This window comes from Aureimonas flava (genome assembly GCF_003583935.1).
Classification (GTDB): Bacteria; Pseudomonadota; Alphaproteobacteria; order Rhizobiales; family Rhizobiaceae; genus Aureimonas; species Aureimonas flava.
Window position 1 is genome coordinate 246,062 of record NZ_QYRN01000001.1, and the last position, 22,507, is coordinate 268,568.

19 protein-coding genes, 2 tRNA genes and 1 pseudogene are annotated in these 22,507 nt (G+C 69.1%); 15 read left to right on the forward strand and 7 right to left on the reverse strand.

The annotated features are described in order from the left end of the window. Positions 1 to 59 precede the first annotated feature (59 nt). Positions 60 to 905 (forward strand): DUF1499 domain-containing protein, encoded by an 846-nt coding sequence (locus D3218_RS01220; protein ID WP_136625029.1) that lies wholly within the window; start codon positions 60 to 62, stop codon positions 903 to 905. 7 nt (positions 906 to 912) lie between these two features. On the opposite strand, the gene D3218_RS01225 is transcribed toward D3218_RS01220, so the two are convergent. Further along, positions 913 to 1,818 (reverse strand): MBL fold metallo-hydrolase, encoded by a 906-nt coding sequence (locus D3218_RS01225; RefSeq protein ID WP_119538072.1) that lies wholly within the window; start codon positions 1,816 to 1,818, stop codon positions 913 to 915. 78 nt (positions 1,819 to 1,896) lie between these two features. On the opposite strand from D3218_RS01225, the pseudogene trhO reads away from it, so the two are divergent. Both trhO and D3218_RS01235 read left to right on the forward strand, forming a co-directional pair. Next, positions 1,897 to 2,529, forward strand: a pseudogene (gene trhO / locus D3218_RS01230) (oxygen-dependent tRNA uridine(34) hydroxylase TrhO); the annotation flags it as partial. A 340-nt stretch (positions 2,530 to 2,869) separates the two neighbouring features. Then, on the forward strand, positions 2,870 to 3,268 hold the full coding sequence (locus D3218_RS01235) for a hypothetical protein (RefSeq protein ID WP_136625030.1): 399 nt from the start codon (positions 2,870 to 2,872) through the stop codon (positions 3,266 to 3,268). A gap of 79 nt (positions 3,269 to 3,347) precedes the next feature. On the opposite strand, the gene D3218_RS01240 is transcribed toward D3218_RS01235, so the two are convergent. Beyond that, positions 3,348 to 5,144, reverse strand: coding sequence for a DEAD/DEAH box helicase (locus tag D3218_RS01240; protein WP_119538075.1), 1,797 nt, complete (start codon positions 5,142 to 5,144; stop codon positions 3,348 to 3,350). Between the two features lie 197 nt (positions 5,145 to 5,341). Then, on the reverse strand, positions 5,342 to 5,647 hold the full coding sequence (locus D3218_RS01245) for a hypothetical protein (RefSeq protein WP_245414874.1): 306 nt from the start codon (positions 5,645 to 5,647) through the stop codon (positions 5,342 to 5,344). Between the two features lie 166 nt (positions 5,648 to 5,813). Between D3218_RS01245 and D3218_RS01250 the strand changes: the two genes are divergently transcribed. Then, a tRNA-Asn gene (locus D3218_RS01250) sits at positions 5,814 to 5,888 on the forward strand. 132 nt (positions 5,889 to 6,020) lie between these two features. Here D3218_RS01250 and D3218_RS01255 read toward each other — a convergent pair. Continuing rightward, positions 6,021 to 6,179 (reverse strand): DUF3563 family protein, encoded by a 159-nt coding sequence (locus tag D3218_RS01255; protein WP_119538076.1) that lies wholly within the window; start codon positions 6,177 to 6,179, stop codon positions 6,021 to 6,023. A gap of 249 nt (positions 6,180 to 6,428) precedes the next feature. Between D3218_RS01255 and D3218_RS20215 the strand changes: the two genes are divergently transcribed. After that, the gene (locus tag D3218_RS20215; protein ID WP_280959952.1) at positions 6,429 to 6,551 is read left to right on the forward strand and encodes a hypothetical protein; all 123 of its coding nucleotides are present in this window, start codon (positions 6,429 to 6,431) and stop codon (positions 6,549 to 6,551) included. A 10-nt stretch (positions 6,552 to 6,561) separates the two neighbouring features. On the opposite strand, the gene D3218_RS01260 is transcribed toward D3218_RS20215, so the two are convergent. Beyond that, positions 6,562 to 6,945 carry a response regulator gene (locus D3218_RS01260; RefSeq protein ID WP_168990379.1) on the reverse strand — a complete coding sequence of 128 codons (384 nt, stop codon included), beginning with the start codon at positions 6,943 to 6,945 and terminating at the stop codon, positions 6,562 to 6,564. A gap of 172 nt (positions 6,946 to 7,117) precedes the next feature. Between D3218_RS01260 and D3218_RS01265 the strand changes: the two genes are divergently transcribed. The 7 genes from D3218_RS01265 to D3218_RS01295 all read left to right on the forward strand — a co-directional run bounded on the left by D3218_RS01265 (position 7,118) and on the right by D3218_RS01295 (position 16,420). Continuing rightward, positions 7,118 to 7,191, forward strand: a tRNA-Cys gene (locus D3218_RS01265). 138 nt (positions 7,192 to 7,329) lie between these two features. Beyond that, complete coding sequence (locus D3218_RS01270; protein WP_119538078.1) at positions 7,330 to 7,980, forward strand: protein-L-isoaspartate O-methyltransferase family protein; 651 nt, start codon at positions 7,330 to 7,332, stop codon at positions 7,978 to 7,980. Between the two features lie 293 nt (positions 7,981 to 8,273). After that, positions 8,274 to 9,644 carry a TolC family outer membrane protein gene (locus D3218_RS01275; RefSeq protein WP_119538463.1) on the forward strand — a complete coding sequence of 457 codons (1,371 nt, stop codon included), beginning with the start codon at positions 8,274 to 8,276 and terminating at the stop codon, positions 9,642 to 9,644. Positions 9,645 to 9,798: 154 nt separating this feature from the next. Further along, on the forward strand, positions 9,799 to 10,647 hold the full coding sequence (locus D3218_RS01280) for a PopZ family protein (protein WP_119538079.1): 849 nt from the start codon (positions 9,799 to 9,801) through the stop codon (positions 10,645 to 10,647). 173 nt (positions 10,648 to 10,820) lie between these two features. Continuing rightward, complete coding sequence (locus tag D3218_RS01285; RefSeq protein ID WP_119538080.1) at positions 10,821 to 13,592, forward strand: valine--tRNA ligase; 2,772 nt, start codon at positions 10,821 to 10,823, stop codon at positions 13,590 to 13,592. A gap of 303 nt (positions 13,593 to 13,895) precedes the next feature. Further along, entirely contained in the window at positions 13,896 to 15,248 is a 1,353-nt protein-coding gene (locus D3218_RS01290; protein WP_119538081.1) for a long-chain fatty acid transporter, read from the forward strand. A 359-nt stretch (positions 15,249 to 15,607) separates the two neighbouring features. Continuing rightward, the gene (locus D3218_RS01295) at positions 15,608 to 16,420 is read left to right on the forward strand and encodes a tetratricopeptide repeat protein (RefSeq protein ID WP_119538082.1); all 813 of its coding nucleotides are present in this window, start codon (positions 15,608 to 15,610) and stop codon (positions 16,418 to 16,420) included. A 3-nt stretch (positions 16,421 to 16,423) separates the two neighbouring features. On the opposite strand, the gene xth is transcribed toward D3218_RS01295, so the two are convergent. Beyond that, the gene (xth, locus tag D3218_RS01300; protein ID WP_119538083.1) at positions 16,424 to 17,218 is read right to left on the reverse strand and encodes an exodeoxyribonuclease III; all 795 of its coding nucleotides are present in this window, start codon (positions 17,216 to 17,218) and stop codon (positions 16,424 to 16,426) included. 58 nt (positions 17,219 to 17,276) lie between these two features. After that, positions 17,277 to 17,618 carry an iron-sulfur cluster insertion protein ErpA gene (erpA, locus tag D3218_RS01305; RefSeq protein ID WP_119538084.1) on the reverse strand — a complete coding sequence of 114 codons (342 nt, stop codon included), beginning with the start codon at positions 17,616 to 17,618 and terminating at the stop codon, positions 17,277 to 17,279. 137 nt (positions 17,619 to 17,755) lie between these two features. On the opposite strand from erpA, the gene D3218_RS01310 reads away from it, so the two are divergent. From D3218_RS01310 to D3218_RS01320, 3 genes are all read left to right on the forward strand, one after another. Continuing rightward, entirely contained in the window at positions 17,756 to 18,970 is a 1,215-nt protein-coding gene (locus D3218_RS01310) for a deoxyguanosinetriphosphate triphosphohydrolase (protein ID WP_119538085.1), read from the forward strand. Between the two features lie 90 nt (positions 18,971 to 19,060). Further along, positions 19,061 to 20,812, forward strand: coding sequence for an arginine--tRNA ligase (argS, locus tag D3218_RS01315; protein ID WP_119538086.1), 1,752 nt, complete (start codon positions 19,061 to 19,063; stop codon positions 20,810 to 20,812). Positions 20,813 to 20,909: 97 nt separating this feature from the next. Then, positions 20,910 to 22,430, forward strand: a complete 1,521-nt coding sequence (locus D3218_RS01320) for an SPOR domain-containing protein (RefSeq protein WP_119538087.1) — start codon at positions 20,910 to 20,912, stop codon at positions 22,428 to 22,430. The last annotated feature ends 77 nt before the right edge of the window (positions 22,431 to 22,507 follow it).

Here is a 22,507-nt window from a genome sequence, read left to right on the forward strand (position 1 = left end):
TCGCCGGCGCTCGGCTCGCGCTATCCTCGGGGCGCAGAAAGAAGCGGGAGCGAAACGCGTTGGCCGGACACTACATCAGGACGCGGGCACATTCGGCCGGTTTCGCCTGGAGCATGGCGGCCTTCTCGCTGGTCCTCATCCCGGTCGGCGTCGCGCTGTTTCGGCTCAAGCTGCTCGACCTCGACGACCTGTCCTGGACGCTCGTCCTGGCGGGCGGGCTGGCGTCGTTGGCGCTGCTCCTGGCGCTGGCGGCGATCGCCGAGGTCTGGCGCAGGGGAGCGATCGGCGGCGGACGGGCTGTCGCGGCGTTCGTGGTGGCCGCCGTCGTGCTCCTTCCCTTCGCGGGCGCCGCCTATCTCTACCGATCGTTTCCCGATGGCGCGAGCGCGCAGACCGCCGGGCTGGCGGATGCCGCCCTCGGGCCCATGGCGCCCGCGACCGGCGCGACCGACCCCGTGGTGCCCGGCCGCGACTACCAGGCCACGGCCTCCATGGTCTACGACGCGGCCCGCGCGACGCTCGAGCAGCAGGGCATCGAGATCACCGGCGTCCAGAGCAGCCTGACCCCGCCGCGCGACAGCGACGATCTCGGCGTCAGCGGCACGGTGCTCGTCCCAATCCCGACGCTGCGCGGCAGCACGGCCTCCGAGCCGCCGGACAGGTTCGCCATGAAGGACGCGCGCGAATACACCATCCAGGCCATCGCCTACGCGCCGGTCTTCGGCTTCCCGAGCGACGTGACCATCCGCATCACGGAGGAGGGGGCGCAGACCTTCATCGACATGCGCTCCGCCTCGCGCGATCTCGATCGCGACCTCGGCCAGAACCGGCGCATCATCGTCGCCTTCCTGAACGGCGTGGACGAGGCGATGCGGGCCGCCGAGGGGATCGTGCCCGACGAGTGAGTGGCCGTCAGATCGGGGCGAAGCGACCGGCAAGGCCGAACGTACCCTCGACCGCCACCAGCCGGCGTTCCACGAGGCTTTCCAGATGCGCCAGGACGGACAGGCCGGCCGCGCCGTGCAGCCGCCGGTCCGTCGTGTGGTAGATTGACGCGACGATCTCGGGCACGGTCGACAGGCCTGAGCGGACCTTTTCCAGGATCGCGCTTTCGCGCATGCGCCGATGGGCGCGCAGGGCCCTGACGAAGGTCGCCGGGGTCTCGACCGAGCCGCCGTGGCCGGGCAGGTAGCGCCGGTCGGAGCGAGCGGCGAGGCGGTCGAGCGAGCGCAGATAGTCGGCCATCGACCCGTCCGGCGGTGCCACGACGCTGGTGGCCCAGGCCATCACGTGGTCGCCCGAGAACAGGATGCCCCGGTCCTCCAGGGCGAAGGCCATGTGGTTGAAGGTGTGGCCGGGCGTGTGGATGCCGCGCAGCACGGTTTCGCCCAGCCGCAGTTCCGCGCCGTCGTCTAGCACGATGTCCGGCCGGAAGGCGAAGTCCGATGCCGCGTCCAGCGGGTTGACCTCGCCCTCAGCGAGCGGGCGCGAGATGCGATGCGGCCCCTGCGCCACGAGCGGCGCCGCGGTTTCCCGCGCAAGGCGCGGCGCCAGTGCGGAATGGTCGAGATGGGTATGCGTGACCAGGACAGCGTCGACCGGCCGCCCGCCGACGGCGGACAGGATGGCGGCCAGATGCGACGCCGTCTCCGGCCCCGGATCGATCACCACGAGCCGGTCGTGCCCGACGAGATACGTGTTGGTTCCGTGGAAGGTCATCGGCCCGGCGTTGGGCGCGGTGAGGCGGAGGATCCCCGGTTCGACCGGCACGGCTTCGCCGTGATGCGGCGCGAATCGCTTGTCGAAGTCGAGGCTCATCGTGGGTTCCGTTCCAGAGCGGGCCGGCACGCCGGCGCGGCTTGGCCATCCGTCCGGCTTCGCGATATAGCGGCGTCCATGACCTGGACCATTGCCGCACTCTACCGCTTCGTGTCCATCGCCGATCCGGCAGCCCTGCGCTCGGCTCTGCTGGACCTCTGCACGCGCGAGCGCGTGGTCGGCACGATCCTGATCGCAACGGAGGGCGTCAACGGCACGATCGCGGGACCGGCCGAAGGGATCGAGGCGGTGCTGGACCATCTGGACCGCGACCTCGCGATCCGTCTCGGCGAGGTGAAGTTCTCGGAAGCCGCCGAGCGGCCGTTCGCGCGGCTGCGGATCCGGGTGCGGCCTGAAATCATCACCATGCGCGCGCCGGAAGCCGATCCCACCCGCCTCGTCGGCACCTATGTCGAGCCGGCGGACTGGAACGCGTTGATCCGCGACCCGGACACGCTCGTCCTCGATACGCGCAACGGCTACGAGACGCGGGTTGGAACCTTCGCCGGCGCGGTGGATCCGGGCATCGACACGTTCACCGAGTTCAAGGACTTCGCGGAGCGCGAGCTCGACCCCGCCCGCCATCGGCGCATCGCGATGTTCTGTACCGGCGGCATCCGATGCGAGAAGGCGTCGAGCTACCTTCTGGCGAGCGGCTTCGAGGACGTACGCCACCTCAGGGGCGGCATCCTGAAGTATCTCGAAACCGTCCCGCCGGAGCAGAGCCTATGGGAGGGCGACTGCTACGTCTTCGACAATCGCACCGCCGTCGGAGCCTCGGTGCGACCCGCGAACTGGACGGCCTGTTTCGGCTGCGGCAGTCCGCTGTCGGCGGAGGAGCGCGAGGACACGCGTTTCGAGGAGGGCGTTTCCTGTCCGCATTGTGCGCCGCACCTTACCGAAGAGCGTCGATCCAGCCTCCGCCAACGGCATCTTCAGATGATGAGTGCCCAAACCCTCAAGACTAACGCCGGATGAATCTTCACCGCATTGCAACATATTTCGTGTTGAAGCGTTTCGATCCAACACCCTCCATTCGCGGAGACTCGTGGTGCAAGCGTTTCGCAATCGAAAACTACACCTCGCGGGTCTCGCGGGCGTCAGCCTCACGGCGTCCGCCCTGCTGATCCGTGAGATCGACGCCAGCGGCGTGTATGGGCCCGCCGGCACGGCGGACACCCTGATCGAGGATATGCGATCCAATCTCCCGACGCCGCAGGCCGACGGGTCGATCCTGGAAGGGGTGGCGTTCGATGGCCGAAAGGTCAGCCTCGAATTCGTCGCCGACGAGCGGGTCGACCTCCATCTTCTGCGCGACAGCGAGCGGAGCAAGCGCTGCGGCGTCTGGCGCTCGGCCTTTCGCCGGGGCGAGGTGGAGGAGGTCGAGTATCGCTACCGGCAGGGCGGCGCGGCGTCTTCTGCGCATCTGAACGCCGCGAACTGCGGCTGACCGGCCCGCGCCAGGCTCACTTCGCCCGTGGGCCGGTGACACCGCCGGCGGGCGAGGCCAGCCGGCGGTGCGGATCGTTTCACTCGGGCCGGCGCGGTTTGCCGGGACCCTTGCCCTTGAACTTTTTCGGGCCCTTGCGCGGCGCCTCACCGTCGTTGCGGCGGGCGAACGCCTTTTGCGCACGGGGCGGGCGGCCGGCCTTGCCGCCCTCGTCGCGGTCGCGACCGGCGGGCGGCGCGCCGCCCTCCAGGCGCGTCACCGTGATGTCGTCGTCGCTGCCCTGCGCCGCCGTGCCGAAGCGTTCCGCCGCGTCGGCGCGGATCTCGACCTTGGTTTCCTTGTCGAAGATCCGGATGGCGCCGATATCGTCGCGCGTTACCTTGCCCCGGCGGCAGAGGAGAGGCAGCAGCCACTTCGGATCGGCGTTGTTGCGGCGCCCGATGTCGAGATGGAACCACACGGCCGGCCCGATCGCATGCCGCCCGCCGCCGTCCTCCTTCTGGCCTTCGCGCCTCGGCTTCGCCTCGCCGGCCGTCTTGCGGCCCGACTTGTCGTCGCGCCCGGGGCCCGGATCGTAGATGTCCTCCGGCGCCGGCAGCTTCTGGCGATAGAGCCGAGCGAAGGCGGAGGCGATGTCCATCGCGGAAAAGCGTTCGAGCAGCGCCCCGGCTGTCGCCAGGTCGTCGTCGCCCGCTTCCTCCGAGAACAGCGCATCGGTCAGCAGCCGCTCGCGGTCCAGGGCGCGGATCTCGTCGGCCGAGGGCGGGGCGCTCCAGACCGGACGGATCTTCGCTTCCGTCAGGAGCCGGTCCGCCTTGCGGCGTCGCGACAGGGGCACGAGCAGGACCGAGACGCCCTTGCGACCCGCGCGGCCCGTTCGTCCGCTGCGGTGCTGCAGGGTCTCTGCATCGTTAGGCAGTTCCGCGTGGATCACCAGTCCGAGATTGGGCAGGTCGATGCCGCGCGCCGCGACGTCGGTGGCCACGCAGACGCGCGAACGGACGTCGCGCAGAGCCTGGAGCGCCTGGTTGCGCTCCGCCTGACCGAGTTCGCCCGAGAGCGACACCGCGCCGAAGCCCCGATCCAGAAGCCCCGTGTGGAGATGGCGGACCTGCTCACGCGTGTTGCAGAAGACGATCGCCGTGGGCGACTCGGCCTGCCGCAGGAGGTTCACCACCGCGTGCTCGATCTCGGTCGGGGCGACGCGGATGGCGCGGTACTCGATGTCGGAGTGGCTCGAGCTCTGGTTGGCGACCTCGATCCGCATCGCGTTCGACTGGTAGCGCCGCGTCAGCGCCACGATGGGCTTGGGCAGCGTCGCCGAGAACAGGAGCGTCCGCCGCTCGGCGGGCGTGGCTTCCAGGATGAACTCGAGATCCTCGCGGAAACCAAGATTCAGCATCTCGTCGGCCTCGTCCAGCACGACGACCCGAAGGTCCTGGCTGCGCAGGTTGCCGCGCTCCAGATGGTCGCGCAGGCGGCCCGGCGTGCCGACCACGAGATGCGCGCCACGCGCCAGCGCCCGCTGCTCGGTGCGTGCGTCCATGCCGCCGACGCAGGTCACGATGCGGGCCCCGGCCTCGGCGAAGAGCCAGGCGAGCTCGTCGCTCACCTGGAGCGCCAGCTCGCGGGTCGGCGCGATCACGAGGGCGAGAGGATCGCCGGCTTCGGGCAGCGTGTCGCGGCCGGCCAGCAGCGTCTCGCCCATGGCGATACCGTAGGCCACGGTCTTGCCGGAGCCGGTCTGCGCCGACACCAGGAGATCGCGGTCGGCGGCGGCGGCCTCCGCGACGCTTCGCTGCACGGGGGTCGGGTCGCGGTATTCGCGGGCGTCGAGAGCCCGGGCCAGGGCCGGGTGGATGGGAGGAAAGGCCAAGCGGATCGTCCTTGGAATGTTCGGCCCTTGCGGGCGCGGCCTTCGCGTCGGGAGCGATGCCGATGGGGAATGGGCCCTGGTGCCGGATGGAACGGCCGCCGACGGGCGCGAGAAACGGAAAGAACGGCGGCTCGCGATTGCGAGGCCACCGTTCGAATGCCTACGCTATAGAAGCTTGGGCGGCGAAAGGCGAGAGGTCAGCGCGGCTCGCCGACCGCCTTCCTGCGCTTGCGCCGCCGGCCCCAGCGCACGTCCGCCCTGCGGCGCCAACGCCGGACGAACGCGAGGTCGATCGACAGGATCACCAGGCCGAGCGGCAGCATCCAGATGCCCAGCACGGGAAGAAAGCTGAGGCAGCCGCCGATGATGAAGGCGATGCCGATGCCCATGCGCGCCATGCGATTGGCCGGAAGGCGGAACGTGCGTCCGAACAGATGAACCGTGTGTCCACGCAGCCGGAAGAATTCACGCCGCTTCGCTGCCGTCTCGTCCACGCCGCCCATCTGTCGTCCGTTGCTTCGCCATCGCGCAGGGATGTGAGGGCTCGTGGCCTGCGGGACAACCAAGACCAGAGCGAGGCACGGAAGATTTTTTTGCCGAATACGGCGGGGCCACTTGGCAAATCGCCGGGCCGTGGGTATACGCACCCTCGTTCGCAGGGCGAACTTTTCCCCGGTAGCTCAGTGGTAGAGCAATCGACTGTTAATCGATCGGTCGCTGGTTCGAATCCGGCCCGGGGAGCCATCAGCCACTCCACAGACATCCGATGCAGTCGACGGTTTCGAGCCGTCCTCCCGTCCAGGCGTCCGAATGTCGGGCGACCGGGCCGTCATAACGTGGTGTTCGGAACGGCCCGGTGCGATCGGGCCACCGTCGTCAGAACCGGTGGCGATGCTGGCGGAAGCGGCCGGCGTCGATCTCGCGCTCGCGACGCTCGAGGTCCGCGATGGAGGTCGACTCGTTCAGGTAGGCGAGGGCGCGGTCTTCGGGGCTCGGGGCGCTGAAGACGGAGCGCAGGCGACGGGCGATACTCATTGTCATGTCCTTGTTCTGTCGGTCACCACCACAAGATGATCGCCCGCGGCTCATGTTGCAATGCAACATAACGCAGGGCCGCTATGCGATTCGCGCAAGTCCGTCCGGCGCTCCGGCGCGTCGAATGCGATAATTTATGGAAAATTGACGACATTCCCGATTTCCGAGGATTGCGACGGGGGTCCGCGCCCGTAAACTCGATGCCAACGGACGTTCCGCTAAGAAGGACGCCGAACGGGGAGCGAAGCGATGAATCGACCGAAAGGGCCGCTCGGCGCGGCGCAGGGTATAACCCTCGGATGCCTCCTCTCGGGCGCGATCTGGCTCGCGGGACTCAACGTGCTCCTCCTGAGCCAGGGCATCCGCTTCTAGGCGCTTCCGGTCAGGCGGAGCGGCGAGACGCGTCCGCCGCGAGGGGAAGCGATCCGAGGGCTTCGAGAACTTGCGTGAGGTCGCTCGGCTTCGCGAAGACCGGCACGTCGCGGAACCGTGCCGCCACGAGCGACGGGTCGTAGGCCGTCAGGAACACGAAGGGCACCCCGCGGCGGGCCAGGTCGTAAGCGACCGGATAGCTCATCTCGCCCCCGAGGTTCACATCCAGAAGGGCCGCATCGATGCCCGGCACGCGGGCGATCAAGGCGATCGCCTCCTCGATCGTGCCTGCGGGGCCGACCACGGTGGCGCCGGCGTCCTCCAGGCGCTCGGCGAGGGGCTGTGCGATCAGGGCGTCGTCTTCGACCAGCAGGATCTGTTTGTTCTGAAGCATGGGACCGTCTTGTGTTTCGGGCGCCACGAAGGGCGCATCATCGCCGGGGCAACGCCGCCGAACGCCATCGGTTCGACGCGGGAACGCCCTTTCGATGCGCGGACACATTTTCAGAATGGGATTTTCGGGACTTGCGCAAAGGCCTGCCTGCCAGTAGGTAGCGGCCCGTTGGGGCCTCGTGGCGGAGTGGTTACGCAGAGGACTGCAAATCCTTGCACGCCGGTTCGATTCCGGCCGAGGCCTCCACCGTCGCACTTGGTTTCGCGAACTCCCCCGCCATCCCTTTTCCCCATCGGCGCCCAGGCGGCGCATCCACGCACGGGCGCTTGTCAGGTGCGGAGGCGGCGAATATGGGATGGACAAGCAATCGATCCGAGGCCTGACATGGATTTCGCCGCCGCACGCGTGAAGATGGTCGACAACCAGATTCGCACGACCGACGTGACGTCGCACGAGACGCTTCGCGCCTTCCTGAACGTGCCGCGCGAGGTCTTCGTGCCGGAGGAACGCAAGGCGCTCGCCTACATCGACAGCGAGGTCCCGCTCGGCAACGGCCGGTTCCTGATCTCGCCCTCGCCGCTGGCCAAGATGATCCAGCTCGCGCAGGTCGGCCCGCAGGATGTCGTGCTGGATGTCGGGTGCGGCACGGGATATTCCTCGGCCGTTCTCGCCCATCTCGCCGGCTCGATCGTCGCGCTGGAGGAGGACGCCGACCTCGCCGGACGCGCGAACGCCGCCTTCGACGCGCTCGGCATCGTCAACGCGGCGGTCGTGACGGGTCCGCTGAAGGACGGGTGGTCGGGCGAGGCGCCCTACGATGTCATCCTGTTCGAGGGCTCGGTGGAAGCCCTGCCCAAGACCCATCTCGACCAGTTGAAGGATCGCGGCCGCCTGGTGGTGGTCGAGCGGTCCGGGGCGTCGGGCATGGCGAAGCTCTACACCAAGGAGGACGGGATCGTCTCCGATCGCTTCGCCTTCAACTGCCACATCCCGGCCCTGCCGGGATTTGCCAAGCCGCGCGAGTTCGTCTTCTGAAGCGACGACGGCGCCGGGCGTCCGGCGGCGCGGGGCGGCGGCGTTCGTCGCCCACGATCGGCCGTTACATTCGCCAAGTGTTTTAGTCGCGCCACACCCCGCATCCAAAAGCCGAAGGCGACGGATCGTCAGGCTGGTGTTCGGTCTCCGTTCGGTACATGTCCTAGTCGATAAGGTTCGGGCGAGGTTTGTCTGCACCTGTCGCGTGCCGGTGTGTTGGGCATGCGTCCGATTTCGGAGAATGCACTTTGCGCAAGAAGACGTGGATCATCGCCTCTCTCTCGGCGCTCCTGATGGCGACGAGCGCCGGTACCGCGAGTGCCGACACCTTGCGCGAGGCCCTGGCGAAGGCCTACGCCAACAACCAGAGCCTGAACGCCGCACGCGCGCAGCTTCGGGCCACCGACGAGAACGTCACCCAGGCACGCGCCGGGCTCCGGCCGACGGTGCAGGGCGTGGCGACGGCCCAGGGCGCGCTTTCGCGCACAACCTACGGCGACAACCTGACCAAGGAACGGAGCCGGACCGGCGCCCTCAGCGGCGGCATCCAGCTCAACCAGACCCTGTTCGACGGGTTCCAGACGCCCAACAACGTCAACGCCGCGCAGGCGCAGGTGCGCGCCGCCCAGAAGAACCTCGACAACACGGTCCAGGATACGCTGCTCAACACGGTGACCGTGTACATGAACGTTCGCCGCGATCGCGAGGTGGCGGCCTTCCGGCGCCAGAGCCTCGCCTTCCTGAACGAGCAGGTGCGCGCGGCCCAGGCGCGGTTCGACGTGGGCGAGGGCACCCGCACCGACGTGGCGCAGGCGCAGGCCGAGCAAGCCCTCGCCACGGCGCTTCTCAACACGGCCCTGTCGCAGGTGGCCAGCAGCGAGGCGCAGTATCTCGGTGTGATCGGCGATCCGCCCGGCAACCTCGAGGCCGGAACCCCGCCCAACCGCAGCAGCATCCCGTCCACCGTGTCCGAGGCGCTGCGCGTGTCGCAGGAGCAGCATCCGGCGATCCAGGCGACCAAGTTCGCCGTGGACGCGGCCTCGTTCCAGGTGAAGTCGGCCGAAGGCCAGCGCCTGCCGACACTGGCGATCACCGGGGAGGTGGAGAACACCTACGCCCTGTCCGACCAGGACCCGAACAATCTCCCGGGCGTCGACGTCCTGACGCAGAACGAGGTGTCCGGTACGGTCGCCGCGCAGCTCACCGTTCCGATCTATCAGGGGGGCATCGTCTCCTCGCGCGTGCGCCAGGCGAAGGAAGTCCTGTCGCAGCGGCGCATCGAGGTCGATGGCGTGCGCGACGAGGTGCGCTCGGCCGTCGCCAGCGCCTGGGCCCAACGGCAGGCCGCCGAGGCCAACGTCCAGGGCTATCGTGCGCAGGTCTCGGCCGCCCAACTCGCCCTCAACGGCGTGGTGGAGGAGCGCAACGTCGGCCAGCGCACGACGCTGGACGTTCTCAACGCGCAGTCGGACGTCATCACCGCCCAGATCCTTCTGGCCGGCGCGCAGCGCGATTCGATCGTGGCCGCCTACACCCTGGCGTCCGCCGTCGGCAGCCTGCTGCCTGACCGCCTGGCGCTGGCGGTGGACCGCTACGAGCCGGAGGAGCACTACCAGGCCGTGCAGGACAAGTGGTACGGGCTGCGCACGCCGGACGGGCGCTGAACGCGCCGTCCTCCTCGCCCGAGGCCGCATTAAAAATTCGTTTATAAGGCGCCCTACGCACATGCGGGGGATTCCGGCGGGTCGCCGGAGGGTCTAGGCTGGTCTGAGATTCGCGTCGGGTGGCGGCCGCGAATCCAGATCGGGTGCGGATTTCATGAGCAAAGCCAGCGTCGCGCAGGAACCGTCGATGGACGAGATCCTGGCATCCATTCGGCGAATCATCGAGACCGGCGACGAGAAGGCGGCCGGCAGCGCGAGCCGAGAGGCCGCGGTGGGCGCCGCGAGGCAGATCCCCGCCTTTCTGGCCGGATCGCCGCTGAAGGCTGTGGCCGAGCGCCGGGCGGACGAGCCCTCCGCTTCCTCCGAACCCGTGCGCCTTCACCCGGAGCCGATGGCCGGTGCTGCTTTCCCGGGCGCGACGGGCGGCGACGTCGATATGCTGACGGCCGAGCTCGAGACGGAACTCGCCGCGACCTGGGCGCATATCGAGGCCGATCGCGAGCCCGCCGCCGCCGCCGCCGGCGCGACCCTTCAGGGCAACCGCAATACGAACGCAAGGAGCGATGCGATGAGCAGCGATCCCGATACGCGTGCCTTCCCGGATCCGGCCGAAGCCTATGCCCCGCATGACGGCACGGAGCAGCACGCGACCGCGTCCGCCGGGGCAACCCATCCCACAACCAGCTACGAGGCTCCGATGGAGCGCAGCGCCTTCGAGCCTGCCAACACCGACGCGCGGGCCTCGGAAGAGGCCGCGACGTCGCGCTACGGCGACACGCCCCCGCCGCTGGTTTCCCCCGCGACGGGCCAGCTCGTCGGAGCATCGTTCAACGAGCTCGCCGAGGCGATCCGGCAAGGCGAGCTGCGCTCGCTGGAGGCGATGGCGCAGGAGATGCTCCAGCCCATGCTGCGCGACTGGCTGGACGACAACCTTCCCAAGATGGTGGAGCGGCTGATCCGCGAGGAGATCGAGCGCCTGGCGCGAGGTGGTCCCAAGCGCTGAGCCCGGCTCGGGCGAGGCCGCCCACGGCACGACGCAGAGGGCGCGCTCTGAGAGGAGGGCGCCCTTCGGCCGTTTGGGCATGCGGTTCGCCCCGGCAACGTCTCGTTTCGTTGACATCGCGGGCATCTTCCACGAAACCCGGTCGCGATTTCGACCGATCTGGATGTCCGCCCATGGAGAAGACCTACGACGCCGCTGCGATCGAGCCCCGCGTGGCCGATCGCTGGGAGGCCGCCGACGCGTTTCGCGCCGGGGCGGGCGCGAAGCCCGGCGCCGATCCGTTCTCCATCGTGATCCCGCCGCCCAACGTCACCGGGTCGCTGCACATCGGCCACGCGCTGAACAACACGCTGCAGGACATCCTGGTCCGTCATCGCCGGATGCTCGGGCAGAACGTCCTTTGGCAGCCGGGCCTCGACCATGCGGGCATCGCGACGCAGATGGTGGTCGAACGCCAGCTCGCCGAGCGCAAGGAGCCCGGCCGCCGGGCGATGGGCCGCGAGGCCTTCATCGAGCGGGTGTGGCAATGGAAGGGCGAGTCGGGCGGCGCGATCCTCGGGCAGCTTCGGCGCCTCGGCGCCTCCTGCGATTGGTCCCGCGAGCGGTTCACCATGGACGACGGCCTGTCGCGCGCGGTGCGGCGGGTGTTCGTGCAGCTCCATCGCGAGGGCCTGATCTACCGCGACAAGCGGTTGGTGAACTGGGACCCGAAGCTGCTCACGGCGATCTCCGACATCGAGGTCGAGCAGCGCGAGGTCCGCGGGCACCTCTGGCATTTCCGCTATCCGGTCGAAGGGCGGACCTACGATCCGGCGAACCCGGAGACCTTCATCACGGTCGCGACGACGCGGCCGGAAACCATGCTGGGGGATTCGGGCGTCGCCGTGAACGGGGCGGACGAGCGCTATGCCGGGCTGGTGGGCAAGACCGTTCGCCTTCCGCTGGTCGGCCGCGTCATCCCCGTGGTCGCCGACGACTACGCCGATCCCGAGGCTGGATCGGGCGCGGTGAAGATCACACCGGCCCACGACTTCAACGACTTCGAGGTCGGCGAGCGGCACGGGCTGGCGCGCATCGCGGTTCTGGCGCCCGACGCCACGATCGCGATCCGCGACAACGCCGAATTCCTGGAAGGCCTCTTCCCGGCCGACGGCGAGCGCGCGGTCGCGATGTTCGAGGGCCTGGATCGCTTCGCCGCGCGCAAGCTGCTGGTCGACTGGATGGACGGGGAGGGCTACCTCGCAAAGATCGACGACCACGTCCACATGGTGCCGCACGGCGACCGCGGCGGCGTGCCGATCGAGCCGTTCCTGACGGACCAGTGGTACGTCGACACCAAGACCCTGGCGCAGCCGGCGATCGCCAGCGTGCGCGAGGGCCGCACGACCTTCGTGCCGCGCAACTGGGACAAGACCTACTTCGACTGGATGGAGAACATCCAGCCGTGGTGCATCTCGCGCCAGCTCTGGTGGGGTCACCAGATCCCGGCCTGGTACGGGCCGGACGGCGCGGTGTTCGTGGACGAGGACGAGGAGGCGGTCGCCGGCGCGGCGCTCGCCCACTACGTCACCAACGGCACGCTGACCGACGCGAAGGCGCGCGAGATGGCGGAAAGCGGCTCGCTCTTCGACGGCTTCCTGCGGCGCGACGAGGACGTGCTCGACACCTGGTTCTCGTCGGCCCTCTGGCCCTTCTCGACGCTGGGCTGGCCCGACCGCACGCCGGAACTCGCGACCTACTACCCGACCAGCGTCCTCGTCTCGGGCTTCGACATCATCTTCTTCTGGGTCGCCCGGATGATGATGATGGGGTTGCACTTCACCGGCCAGGAGCCCTTCGGCACGGTCTACATGCACGCTCTCGTTCGCGACAAGAACGGGGCCAAGATGTCGAAGTCGAAGGGCAACGTGGTCGATCCGCTCGACCTGATCGACGAGTTCGGCGCCGACGCGCTGCGCTTCACGCTGGCCATCATGGCGGCCCAGGGGCGCGACGTGAAGCTCGATCCGCAGCGGATCGGCGGCTACCGCAACTTCGGCACCAAGCTCTGGAACGCCACGCGCTTCGCCGAGATGAACGGCGCCCAACACAATGTGCCCGTGGATCCCGCAGCGCTGTCGCTGCCGCTGAACCGCTGGCTGATGAGCGAGCTGGCGACGGCGATCTCGGAAGTGGACGCCGCGCTCGGCTCCTACCGCTTCAACGACGCCGCCGCCGCGATCTACCGCTTCACCTGGAACACGGTCTGCGACTGGTACCTCGAGCTCGCCAAGCCGGTGTTCCTGGGGCAGGACGAGGCCGCCAAGGCTGAGACGCGGCGCGTGACGGGCTTTGTGCTCGACCGGGTCTATGCGCTGCTGCACCCGTTCATGCCCTTCCTGACGGAGGAGCTGTGGGCGGCGACGGCGGGCGAGCGGCCGCGCGCCGGGCTGCTGTGCCACGGCGAGTGGCCGGTGCTGGCCTTCCACGACGAGGAGGCGGCGAGCGACCTGAACTGGCTGGTGGCGCTGGTCGGGGAGATTCGCTCGATTCGCGCCGAGATGAACGTCCCGCCGGGGGCCGAAGCGCCGCTCGTCGCCGTGGGCGTCGACGAGCTCACCCGCGAGCGCCTCGCCCGTCACGACGCTGCGCTCAAGCGTCTGGCGCGCCTGTCCAGCGTCGAGACGGCCGAGGTCGCGCCGCCGCAGTCGGTCCAGTTCGTGCTCGACACGCGCTCCTACGCGCTGCCGCTGGCGGGCATGGTCGACGTCGCGGCCGAGATCGCGCGCCTGTCCAAGGCCGCGGACAAGGCGGCGGCCGAGGTCGGACGGATCGACAAGAAGCTCTCCAACGAGAAGTTCGTGGCCAATGCGCCCGACGAGGTGGTGGCGCAGGAGCGCGAGAAGCGCGAAGCCTATCTCGCCGAGGCTCAGAAGCTCGAAGCCGCTCTCGCCATGCTGCGTTAGGCAGGACGGCGGACCGCCGTTGCCGGAACCTGTAGCGTTCCGGCAACGGTGGCCGAATTCTTCCCTTTACGGAAGAGTTCACAAACTCGTTGCACGGAGCCGAACGAACCCCCCGTCTCAAGTTCGAGTTCCGATCGACTTCGAGCGAATACAATGGACTAGGGGAGAAAATCTCCTCCAGGACTCGAAGCGTAAGCCGCGTCGGGCGGACTTTCGCCAACCTGTCGCCGCGCTTCCGCCCGTATTCCCATGAATGCGGCGCCGTGACACGCTCCCATCACAGAAGACCGGTGGGGGAAAATCATGAGCGGTTTCAAGGCGCGCCTCGCGCAGACGACATTCCTGGTGCTGATCGGGGCGAGCGCGGCCCAGGCGGGCGGCTTCCAGCGCGGCACGGCCGACACGGACGTGCTCTACGACGCCACGCCGGTCACCACGCGGCTCGGCTTCACCTACGTCAATCCCGCGCGCGGCTTCGACCGCGTCGAGGGCGTGTCGGGCGACTTCGGCGACTACACCGGAACCTACGTGATCCCCAGCGCCGCGCTGAAGCTCGGCAACGACACCGTCGCCTGCGTCGGCAACTACGTCGAGGCCTTCGCGGCGGAGGGCGACTACTCCTCGCTGCCGGGCGGCGCGCAGCCCGCCGCATTCCCCGGCGGCTCGCGCGTGCGCGACCTCGAATTCGACTCCGACGAGATCAGCGCGACCTGCCGCCTGAGCTACATGAGCAACGGCATGCGCTTCAGCCTGCTCGGCGGCGTCTTCGGCGAGGACTTCAACTTCAACGGCACCAGCCTCGCCACCCGCAACATCGGCGCGACGCTGCCGGCCAGCCTCCAGGCCGCCCTCGGCGCCTTCGGCGGCCAGCTTCTCCTGCCCGTGGCCCTCACGGCCGACACCAGCGCCGACTTCAAGCCCGGCTTCCGAATCGGCGCCGCGTTCGAGATTCCCGCGATCGCCCTGCGCGCGCAGGTGCTCTATCGCTCCGAGGTCGAGCACGACGATATTCTCGGCACCGGAACGCTGCTTGCCGCCAACGACGCCTTCGTGCAGCTCGCCGACGGGCGCCAGCTCTCCATCCCCACCGCCGCGGCCTTCCTCGCGCAGCAAGGCATCAATGTGCCGCCGTCGCTGATCGCGGCCCTGCCGACCGGGGGCACCGTGCTGGCCAGCAACCTGCCGGCCTCCCTCAACACGGCGACCAGCCCGCAGAGCCTCTACATCAACGCCCAGACGGGCATTGCCGAGGGCACGCTGCTCCTGGGCTCGTTCCGCTGGACGGACTGGAGCACCAACCGGGCCGTGGTCACGACCGTCGCGGGTAACTCCAACGTCAGCCCCTACTACTGGGACGACGGCTACACGGCGACCATCGGCATCGGCCGGGCCTTCAACGAGAACGTGTCGGGCAGCATCTCGATCGGCTACGACAGCGGCGTCTCGACTGGCGCGGAGACGACCTATACCGACCTCTACACCCTGTCGGGCGGCCTCGCGCTCAAGAACAACGACTGGGCCGAACTGCGCGTCGGCGGGCTGATCGGCTACTGGACCGACGGCGAGCAGCGCCGCACGAGCGGCGCCCTCTTCGACGCGGATGTGGGCGACGACTGGGTCTACGCCGCCAACGTGTCGCTCAAGCTGACCTTCTGAACCCTTTGAAAACGCGGACGGCGGCGCCGGCCCCTGGGCTGCGCCGCCGTCTGCTTGTCGGAGCGTCGGCAATGTGTGGGGCGGCGGCAACACTATTGCAGCCAAGCATCGCCTATAACCGGCACCGAGGGGAAATGCCGTGCTGCCGCCATAAAGGCGGACCACCCACGTCCTCGAAGAACGGGGACGGAATTCTCAGGGCATGATGGCGCGAGCTGTTTTTCCGAACCTCGACGTGGGGGGACGGATCATGAAGACGACAATCGATCGAAAGGGGCCGCCGTGCTCGGCGGGTCGTCGGGTCCGTTATCCGGCATCCGCGGTTCCCGCCGCACCCGTTTGCGTTGTGACACACGACGATGTCGCGTTCTAACGCCGTCCGCGCTGCCTGCTTCCTCTCTGTTCTGGCCGTTTGCGGCCCGTCGCTGGCGTTGGATCCGACCGCCGCTCCGACGACCACGTCCTCATCCAGCCCGCGCGACGTCTTCTCCCTGGGGTTCGCCGCCTACAAGCGCGGCGAGACGGCTGCCGCCATCGACGCCCTCCAGCATGCGGCCGAACTCGGCCATGCCGGGGCGCGCTGGAAGCTCGGGCAGATGTACGCCGAGGGCGACGGGGTGGTGGAGAACGACTTCGAAGCCTTCAAGATGTTCGAGCAGATCGTGCGCGACCAGGAGGACGACACCGCCGCTTCGCCCAACGCGCCCTACGTCGTCAGCGCGGTGCTGGCGCTTGCCGAGTATCTGCGCTCCGGCATCACGGGAACGCCGGTCAAGGCGGACGCCGCACAGGCGCGCCAGCTCTACACCCATGCCGCGACCTACTTCGGCGACGCGCGGGCGCAGTTCGAGCTGGGCCGGATGCTGCTGGCAGGCGAGGGCGGCCGCGCCAACCCTCGCCAGGCCGCGCGCTGGCTGAAGCTTTCCGCCCACAAGGGCTACACCAAGGCCGAGGCGCTGCTCGGCTACCTGATCTTCGACGGCGACGCGATCTCCATGCGCGCCGAGCCGGGGCGCGGGCTGGCCATGCTCACGCGGGCCTACAAGACCGCGTCGGTCAAGGACCGCGAGTGGATCCGCCCGCTGCAGGAAGAGGCGTTCTCCCTGTCGTCCGAGGACGACCGCAAGACGGCGATCGCCTTTGCCGACAGCGCGGGAGCCCCCGCGCAATAGCCCTCAGCGCAGCGCCGTCGGGTCGATCTCCACGACCACCGGCACGTGGTCGGAGGGCTTTTCCCAGCCGCGCACATGCTTGTCGATTGCCACCGAGCGAAGCGCCGCCGCGGCTTCGGGCGACAGGGCGACGTGGTCGATCCGGATACCGTTGTCCTTCTGCCAGGCACCCGCCTGATAGTCCCAGAACGTGTAGACGCCCGCCTGATCGCACGCCGCGCGCACCGCGTCCGTCATGCCGAGATTGAGGAGACGTCGATAGGCCGACCGGCTTTCCGGCTGGTACAGGGCGTCGTCCACCCAGGCGGCCGGGTTCTTCGCGTCCTCGGGCTGGGGAATCACGTTGTAGTCGCCCGCCAGCACGAACGGCGTCTCGTTCGCGAGCCGGCGGCGGGCATGCGCTTCGAGACGCTCCATCCAGCCGAGCTTGTAGGTGAACTTCTCCGTGCCGAGCGGATTGCCGTTCGGCAGGTAGAGCGAGGCGAATCGCAGGCGCCGCGCCCCGACCTCCCAGACACCTTCGATGAACCGCGCCTGCTCGTCGGAGGCATCGCCCGGCAGACCGCGCTCCACGACGGCCGGCGGCTCGCGAGACAGGAGCGCCACGCCGTTGAAGCCCTTTTGGCCGTGCGTCTCCACATGCCACCCACGCGCCTCGAGCTCCGCACGCGGGAAGCCCTCGTCCACGCTCTTGATCTCCTGCAGGCCGACGATGTCGGGCATCCGCTCGTCGAGCCAGGCAAGGAGCGTGTCGATCCGTGCCTTGACGCCGTTGATGTTCCAGGTGGCGAGCAGCATGGGCCTTGTCCGAACGGAGGAGGGTGACCGACGCCATGCCCTCCGCCGCCCGCGTCTGTCAAATCGCGAACGAGGTCCCGCAGCCGCAGGAGGCCGTCGCGTTCGGATTGCGGATCTGGAAGGACTGGCCCATCAGGTCGTCCACGAAATCCACCACCGATCCGTCGAGATAGGCGAGGGATGTCTGGTCGACGATGACGCGGGCGCCGTCCTTCTCGATCACGAGGTCGTCGCCGTCGCTTTCGTGCGTCAGGTCGAACTTGTAGGAAAAGCCGGAACAGCCGCCGCCCTCCACGGAGATGCGCAGCGCGTTGTCGGTGTCGCTCCTGGCGAGGATCGCCCGGATCCGGCGGGCGGCCGCCTCGGACACGGTGATGGAGGTGGCGAGCGTGTCGCTCATGGCTGACCCGGCGCCGTTCGTGCGGCGTTCCGGCCTCTTGTTGTTGGGGTCGTGGTGCTAAGGTATGGACGCGCACCGGGAGGGTCAATCTCGCCCCGCCCGCGTCCCGCCCGGGACGCCCATCAGCGCAGGACGGCATGTCGGACTGGACAACCCAAGGCATCGGAACGGGCCACGACGGACTCGCGCCCTATGCCGTGCACGCGGCCGGCTCGCGCGGGCGTCTGGTGCCCGAACCCGACAGCCGCACGCGCACGCCCTTCCAGCGCGACCGCGACCGCATCGTCCATTCCACCGCCTTCCGGCGGCTCAAGCACAAGACGCAGGTCTTCGTGGCCTACGAGGGCGACCACTATCGCACGCGCCTGACCCATACGATCGAGGTCTCGCAGATCGCCCGCGCCTTCGCCCGCGCCCTGCGCCTGGACGAGGACCTGACGGAAGCGATCGCGCTGGTCCACGATTTCGGCCACACGCCCTTCGGCCATGCCGGCGAGCGCGCGCTGGACCGGCGGCTCCAGGCCTTCGGCGGGTTCGATCACAACGCCCAGTCCCTGCGGATCGTCACGGCGTTGGAGCGTCGCTACGCCGAGTTCGACGGGCTGAACCTCACCTTCGAGACGCTGGAAGGGCTGGTCAAGCACAACGGGCCGCTGACCGGGCCACATGCCAAGGCCGGGCACGACGTGCCGCCGCAGATCGCAGCGTTCGACCGGCGCTTCCCGCTGGCGCTCGACCGGTTCGCGAGCCTGGAGGCGCAGGCGGCGGCGATTTCCGACGACATCGCCTACAACACCCACGACCTCGACGACGGGCTGCGGGCCGGGCTTCTGTCGCTGGAGGACCTGGGGCAGCTCGACCTCGCCGGCGACATCCTGCGCGAGGTCCGCGCGCGGCATCCGGGTCTCGACGCGGTGCGCACCGGGCACGAGATCATGCGCCGGCACATCACCCGAATGGTGGAGGACGTGATCGCCACGACGCTTGCGCGGCTCGCGGAGGAAGCGGTCGGCAGCGTCGAGGACGTGCGCGCCGCCACCGGCACGATCGTGGACTTCTCGCCCCGCATGCGTGCGCAGGTCGCGCAGACGCGGGACTTCCTCTTCCGGCGCGTGTATCGGAACCCGATGGTCTTCGGCACCATGGAGCGTGCCGAGCGCGTCGTGGAGGAGCTGTTCGACAGGTTCTGCGAGCGTCCCACCCTGCTGCCGGACGGGTGGAGCGAGGCGGCATCGGGCCTCCCGCCGGAGCGGCTGGCTCGCCATGTGGGCGACTATCTTTCAGGAATGACCGACAGTTTCGCCCTCGCCGAACACCGTCGCCTGTTTGACGATACGGCGGATTTGCGCTAGCGCCGCCGCTCGCAGCGCGCGCCGGATCCACCGTTCCGACACGCGCCGCACCCATCGCGCGGCGACGCGCGCGCCAACTCGGAAACTTCCATGAACATCTTCGCCGACTTCGAGCAGCGCATTCGGGAACGGGTCGAATCGGTTCTGCGCGCTCGCGGAACGGCGGAGACGGACCTGTCGCGCGTCGGCGTCGAGCCGCCGCGCGACCCTTCGCATGGCGACCTGTCCACCAACGCCGCCATGGTGCTGGCCAAACCGCTCGGCGCGAAGCCGCGCGAACTCGCCGACGCCTTCGCCGAGGCCCTGCGCGGGGACGCCGACGTCGAGACGGTCGAGGTGGCGGGACCCGGCTTCATCAACCTGCGCCTGCGCGACGCGTTCTGGACCGACCACCTCCATGCCGTGCTGGCGCGCGGCCTCGACTACGGCCGGGGCGAGCCAACGGGTCATAAGGTCAATGTCGAGTACGTCTCGGCCAACCCGACCGGCCCGCTCCATGTCGGCCATTGCCGAGGCGCGGTGGTGGGCGATGCGATCGCCAACGTCATGGCGTTCGCCGGCAACGACGTATCGAAGGAATACTACATCAACGACGCGGGCGCCCAGATCGAGGTGCTCGCCCGCTCGACCTTCCTGCGCTACCGCGAGGCGTTGGGCGAAGCGATCGGTGAGATCCCGGCGGGCCTGTATCCCGGCGACTACCTGAAGACCGTGGGCGCGGCGCTCGCCATCCGCTACGGGCGCGAGCTCCTCGACCAGGACGAGGCGGAGTGGCTGCCGACGGTGAAGGCCTATGCGATCTCGGCGATGATGATGTCGATCCGCGACGACCTCAAGGCGCTCGACATCGTGCAGGACGTGTTCTTTTCGGAGCGCGCACTGCACGCGGGCGACCCGAGCCGGATCACCACCGCGATCGACGACCTGCGCGCCAAGGGCTTCGTCTACCAGGGCACCCTGCCGCCGCCCAAGGGGCAGGCGCCGGAGGACTGGGAGGATCGCGAGCAGACGCTTCTGCGCTCGACCGACGTGGGCGACGACGTGGACCGTCCGCTAGTGAAGTCGGACGGCGCCTACACCTACTTCGCTGCCGACGTGGCCTATTTCGCCGACAAGTTCGCGCGCGGCTTCCACGAGATGGTCTACGTGCTGGGCGCCGACCATGGAGGCTACGTCAAGCGGCTGGAGGCGGTGGCCAAGGCCGTGGCGGGCGACGAGGCGCATGTCGACGTCGTGCTGTGCCAGCTCGTGAAGCTCTTCCGCAACGGCGAGCCGGTGCGCATGTCGAAGCGGGCGGGCGAGTTCGTCACCCTTGCCGACGTCGTCAACGAGGTGGGCCGCGATCCGGTCCGCTTCATGATGCTGTTCCGCAAGAGCGACGCGCCGTTGGATTTCGACTTCCAGAAGGTGACCGAGCAGTCCAAGGACAATCCGGTCTTCTACGTGCAGTACGCCCATGCCCGTGCCCGTTCGATCATGCGCCAGGCCGAGGGCGAGGGTATCGACACCGCCGCCGTCGCGACGGTGGACGCGCAGACGCTGGCGTTGCTCGGCGACGAGGGCGAGCTGGCGCTGATCCGCAAGCTGGCGGAGTATCCGCGTCTCGTTCAGGCGGCATCGCAGGCGAAGGAGCCGCACCGGCTCGCCTTCTACCTCTACGATCTCGCCTCGGCGTTCCACGGCCAGTACAACCGCGGCAAGGACCACCCCGAGTTACGCTTCGTTAAGGCTAACGATGCGACAACAAGCCTAGCGCGCCTCGGGCTCGTGCAGGCCGTCGCCTTCGTGATCGCCTCCGGTCTCGGACTTGTCGGGGTTCACGCGCCCGAGGAGATGCGCTGAACGGACCACGCTTTGAACAAGTTCGCGCCTTAGAGGCAGGCTTCGTTCGACGGCACGGTCCAGGCGTGCGGATCGTCTTGCGGAGTGGGGTCAGGTCATGAAGGACGCGAAGGGTTTCGGCGGTCGCGGCGCGGTCGAGGGTGGCCGGTATGCCGAGGTGTCCCGCGACGTCGACCCTCCGATGACGTCCGGGCGCGGCCAGGCCTCCGCCTATGGCGGCTTCGAGCCCGTGGAGGTCCGGTCCGACGACTGGGAAAGCTTCACCTATCAGCCGAGCGCCGCCGCGCCTCAGCCTCCCGCGGCGGCCGCCGTGCTGGCCGCGCCGCGCACCGCGGCGCCCGGTGCTCTGCCGCGCGGCATCCGCGGCAGCGGCGACGCGGACCGGCAGATCGACGAGGCGCTTCTCGGCCTCAGCATGCCGGCGCGGCCGCGCAACACCAATCCGGCCGAAACGCAGTCCTTCGCGCCGGCGCGCGATTCCGAGTTCGATCTGGAGCCGCGCCAGCCCATCACGCTGGACGACTTCGACGAGCTGATCAATAGCGAGCTCGCCGCCATGCGCGGGGCGCCCGCCGAGACCGCGCCGCAGGCGGACGACGACTACGCGCTCGGCTACGACGACGCCGATGCGGAAGCCGACTACGAGCCCTACGACGACTATCCGGTGCGCACCCGGTCGCGCCTGCGCGGCGTGATGCTGATGGGCGGCGTGGCGGTGGTGGCCATCGTCGCCGTGGCGGGGGCCGCCACGATGCTGACGGGCGGCACCACGCAGGGCGACGGCTCGATGCTCATCAAGGCCGATGCGGAGCCCTACAAGATCGCCCCGGTGGATCCGGGCGGCAAGACGATCCCCAACCAGAATAAGGCCGTCTACCAGAAGGTGGCCGGCGAGACCACGGCGACCACCGCACCCAAGCAGGACTCGCTCGTGACCGCGATGGAAGAGCCCATCGACATCGCCGAAGAGGAGGACGCGCCGGTGGATTCGCTGCCGGGCGTCGAGGTCGGCGAGCAGATCCCGCTGCCGGGCGAGGAGCCCGTCCGGCAGGCCGAGGCGGCAAAGGATTCCACCGACGGAACGCTGCAGCCGCGCAAGGTGCGCACCCTTTCGGTCCGTCCGGACGGAACGCTGGTGGAGAACGAGATGCCTGCCGAGGGCGGTGCGCTGCTGACGGCCGCGTCCTCGATGCAGACGCACGCCGCGACGCTCGACCCGGTTGCCGGCATCTCGCCGCAGATGCCGTTCGGGCAGGACGAGCCGGACATGACCACGGCCTCCACTGCGGCCCAGGCGCCTGAGCCCGTCGCCGCCGCGCCCACCCCGGAGCCCGAGCCGCAACGTGTGGCCGCCCTCGAAGCGCCGGCTCCGGAAGGGTCGTTCTTCGTGCAGATCGCCTCGCAGCCGTCGCAGGCGGCGGCGCAGGAATCCCTTGCCAACATGGGCAAGCGCTATTCGAGCGTCATCGGCGGACGGAGCCTCGGCATCAAGGCCGCGGAGATTCCCGGCAAGGGAACCTTCTATCGCGTGCGCGTCGCGGCCGGTTCGAGAAGCGAGGCGAACACGCTGTGCGAGAACCTGAAGTCGGCCGGCGGAAGCTGCTTCGTGACGCGCTGACGCTGGCGGCGGCGGCCTCGGTCGCCAGCCTCGCCCCGCGCCGCGCGGCGGGCCCGACCGACGGCCCCATCCGGGAG

What these genes read in the sequence shown, in the direction of transcription:
- D3218_RS01290 (WP_119538081.1), top strand. Translation starts at nt 13,896, where the DNA reads ATGAGCGGTTTCAAGGCGCGCCTCGCGCAGACGACATTCCTGGTGCTG.
- D3218_RS01225 (WP_119538072.1), bottom strand. Translation starts at nt 1,818, where the DNA reads ATGAGCCTCGACTTCGACAAGCGATTCGCGCCGCATCACGGCGAAGCC.
- D3218_RS01295 (WP_119538082.1), top strand. Translation starts at nt 15,608, where the DNA reads ATGTCGCGTTCTAACGCCGTCCGCGCTGCCTGCTTCCTCTCTGTTCTG.
- D3218_RS01285 (WP_119538080.1), top strand. Translation starts at nt 10,821, where the DNA reads ATGGAGAAGACCTACGACGCCGCTGCGATCGAGCCCCGCGTGGCCGAT.
- D3218_RS01260 (WP_168990379.1), bottom strand. Translation starts at nt 6,945, where the DNA reads ATGCTTCAGAACAAACAGATCCTGCTGGTCGAAGACGACGCCCTGATC.
- D3218_RS01310 (WP_119538085.1), top strand. Translation starts at nt 17,756, where the DNA reads ATGTCGGACTGGACAACCCAAGGCATCGGAACGGGCCACGACGGACTC.
- xth (WP_119538083.1), bottom strand. Translation starts at nt 17,218, where the DNA reads ATGCTGCTCGCCACCTGGAACATCAACGGCGTCAAGGCACGGATCGAC.
- D3218_RS01320 (WP_119538087.1), top strand. Translation starts at nt 20,910, where the DNA reads ATGAAGGACGCGAAGGGTTTCGGCGGTCGCGGCGCGGTCGAGGGTGGC.
- erpA (WP_119538084.1), bottom strand. Translation starts at nt 17,618, where the DNA reads ATGAGCGACACGCTCGCCACCTCCATCACCGTGTCCGAGGCGGCCGCC.
- argS (WP_119538086.1), top strand. Translation starts at nt 19,061, where the DNA reads ATGAACATCTTCGCCGACTTCGAGCAGCGCATTCGGGAACGGGTCGAA.
- D3218_RS01270 (WP_119538078.1), top strand. Translation starts at nt 7,330, where the DNA reads ATGGATTTCGCCGCCGCACGCGTGAAGATGGTCGACAACCAGATTCGC.
- D3218_RS20215 (WP_280959952.1), top strand. Translation starts at nt 6,429, where the DNA reads ATGAATCGACCGAAAGGGCCGCTCGGCGCGGCGCAGGGTATAACCCTC.
- D3218_RS01275 (WP_119538463.1), top strand. Translation starts at nt 8,274, where the DNA reads ATGGCGACGAGCGCCGGTACCGCGAGTGCCGACACCTTGCGCGAGGCC.
- D3218_RS01255 (WP_119538076.1), bottom strand. Translation starts at nt 6,179, where the DNA reads ATGAGTATCGCCCGTCGCCTGCGCTCCGTCTTCAGCGCCCCGAGCCCC.
- D3218_RS01245 (WP_245414874.1), bottom strand. Translation starts at nt 5,647, where the DNA reads ATGGGCGGCGTGGACGAGACGGCAGCGAAGCGGCGTGAATTCTTCCGG.
- D3218_RS01280 (WP_119538079.1), top strand. Translation starts at nt 9,799, where the DNA reads ATGAGCAAAGCCAGCGTCGCGCAGGAACCGTCGATGGACGAGATCCTG.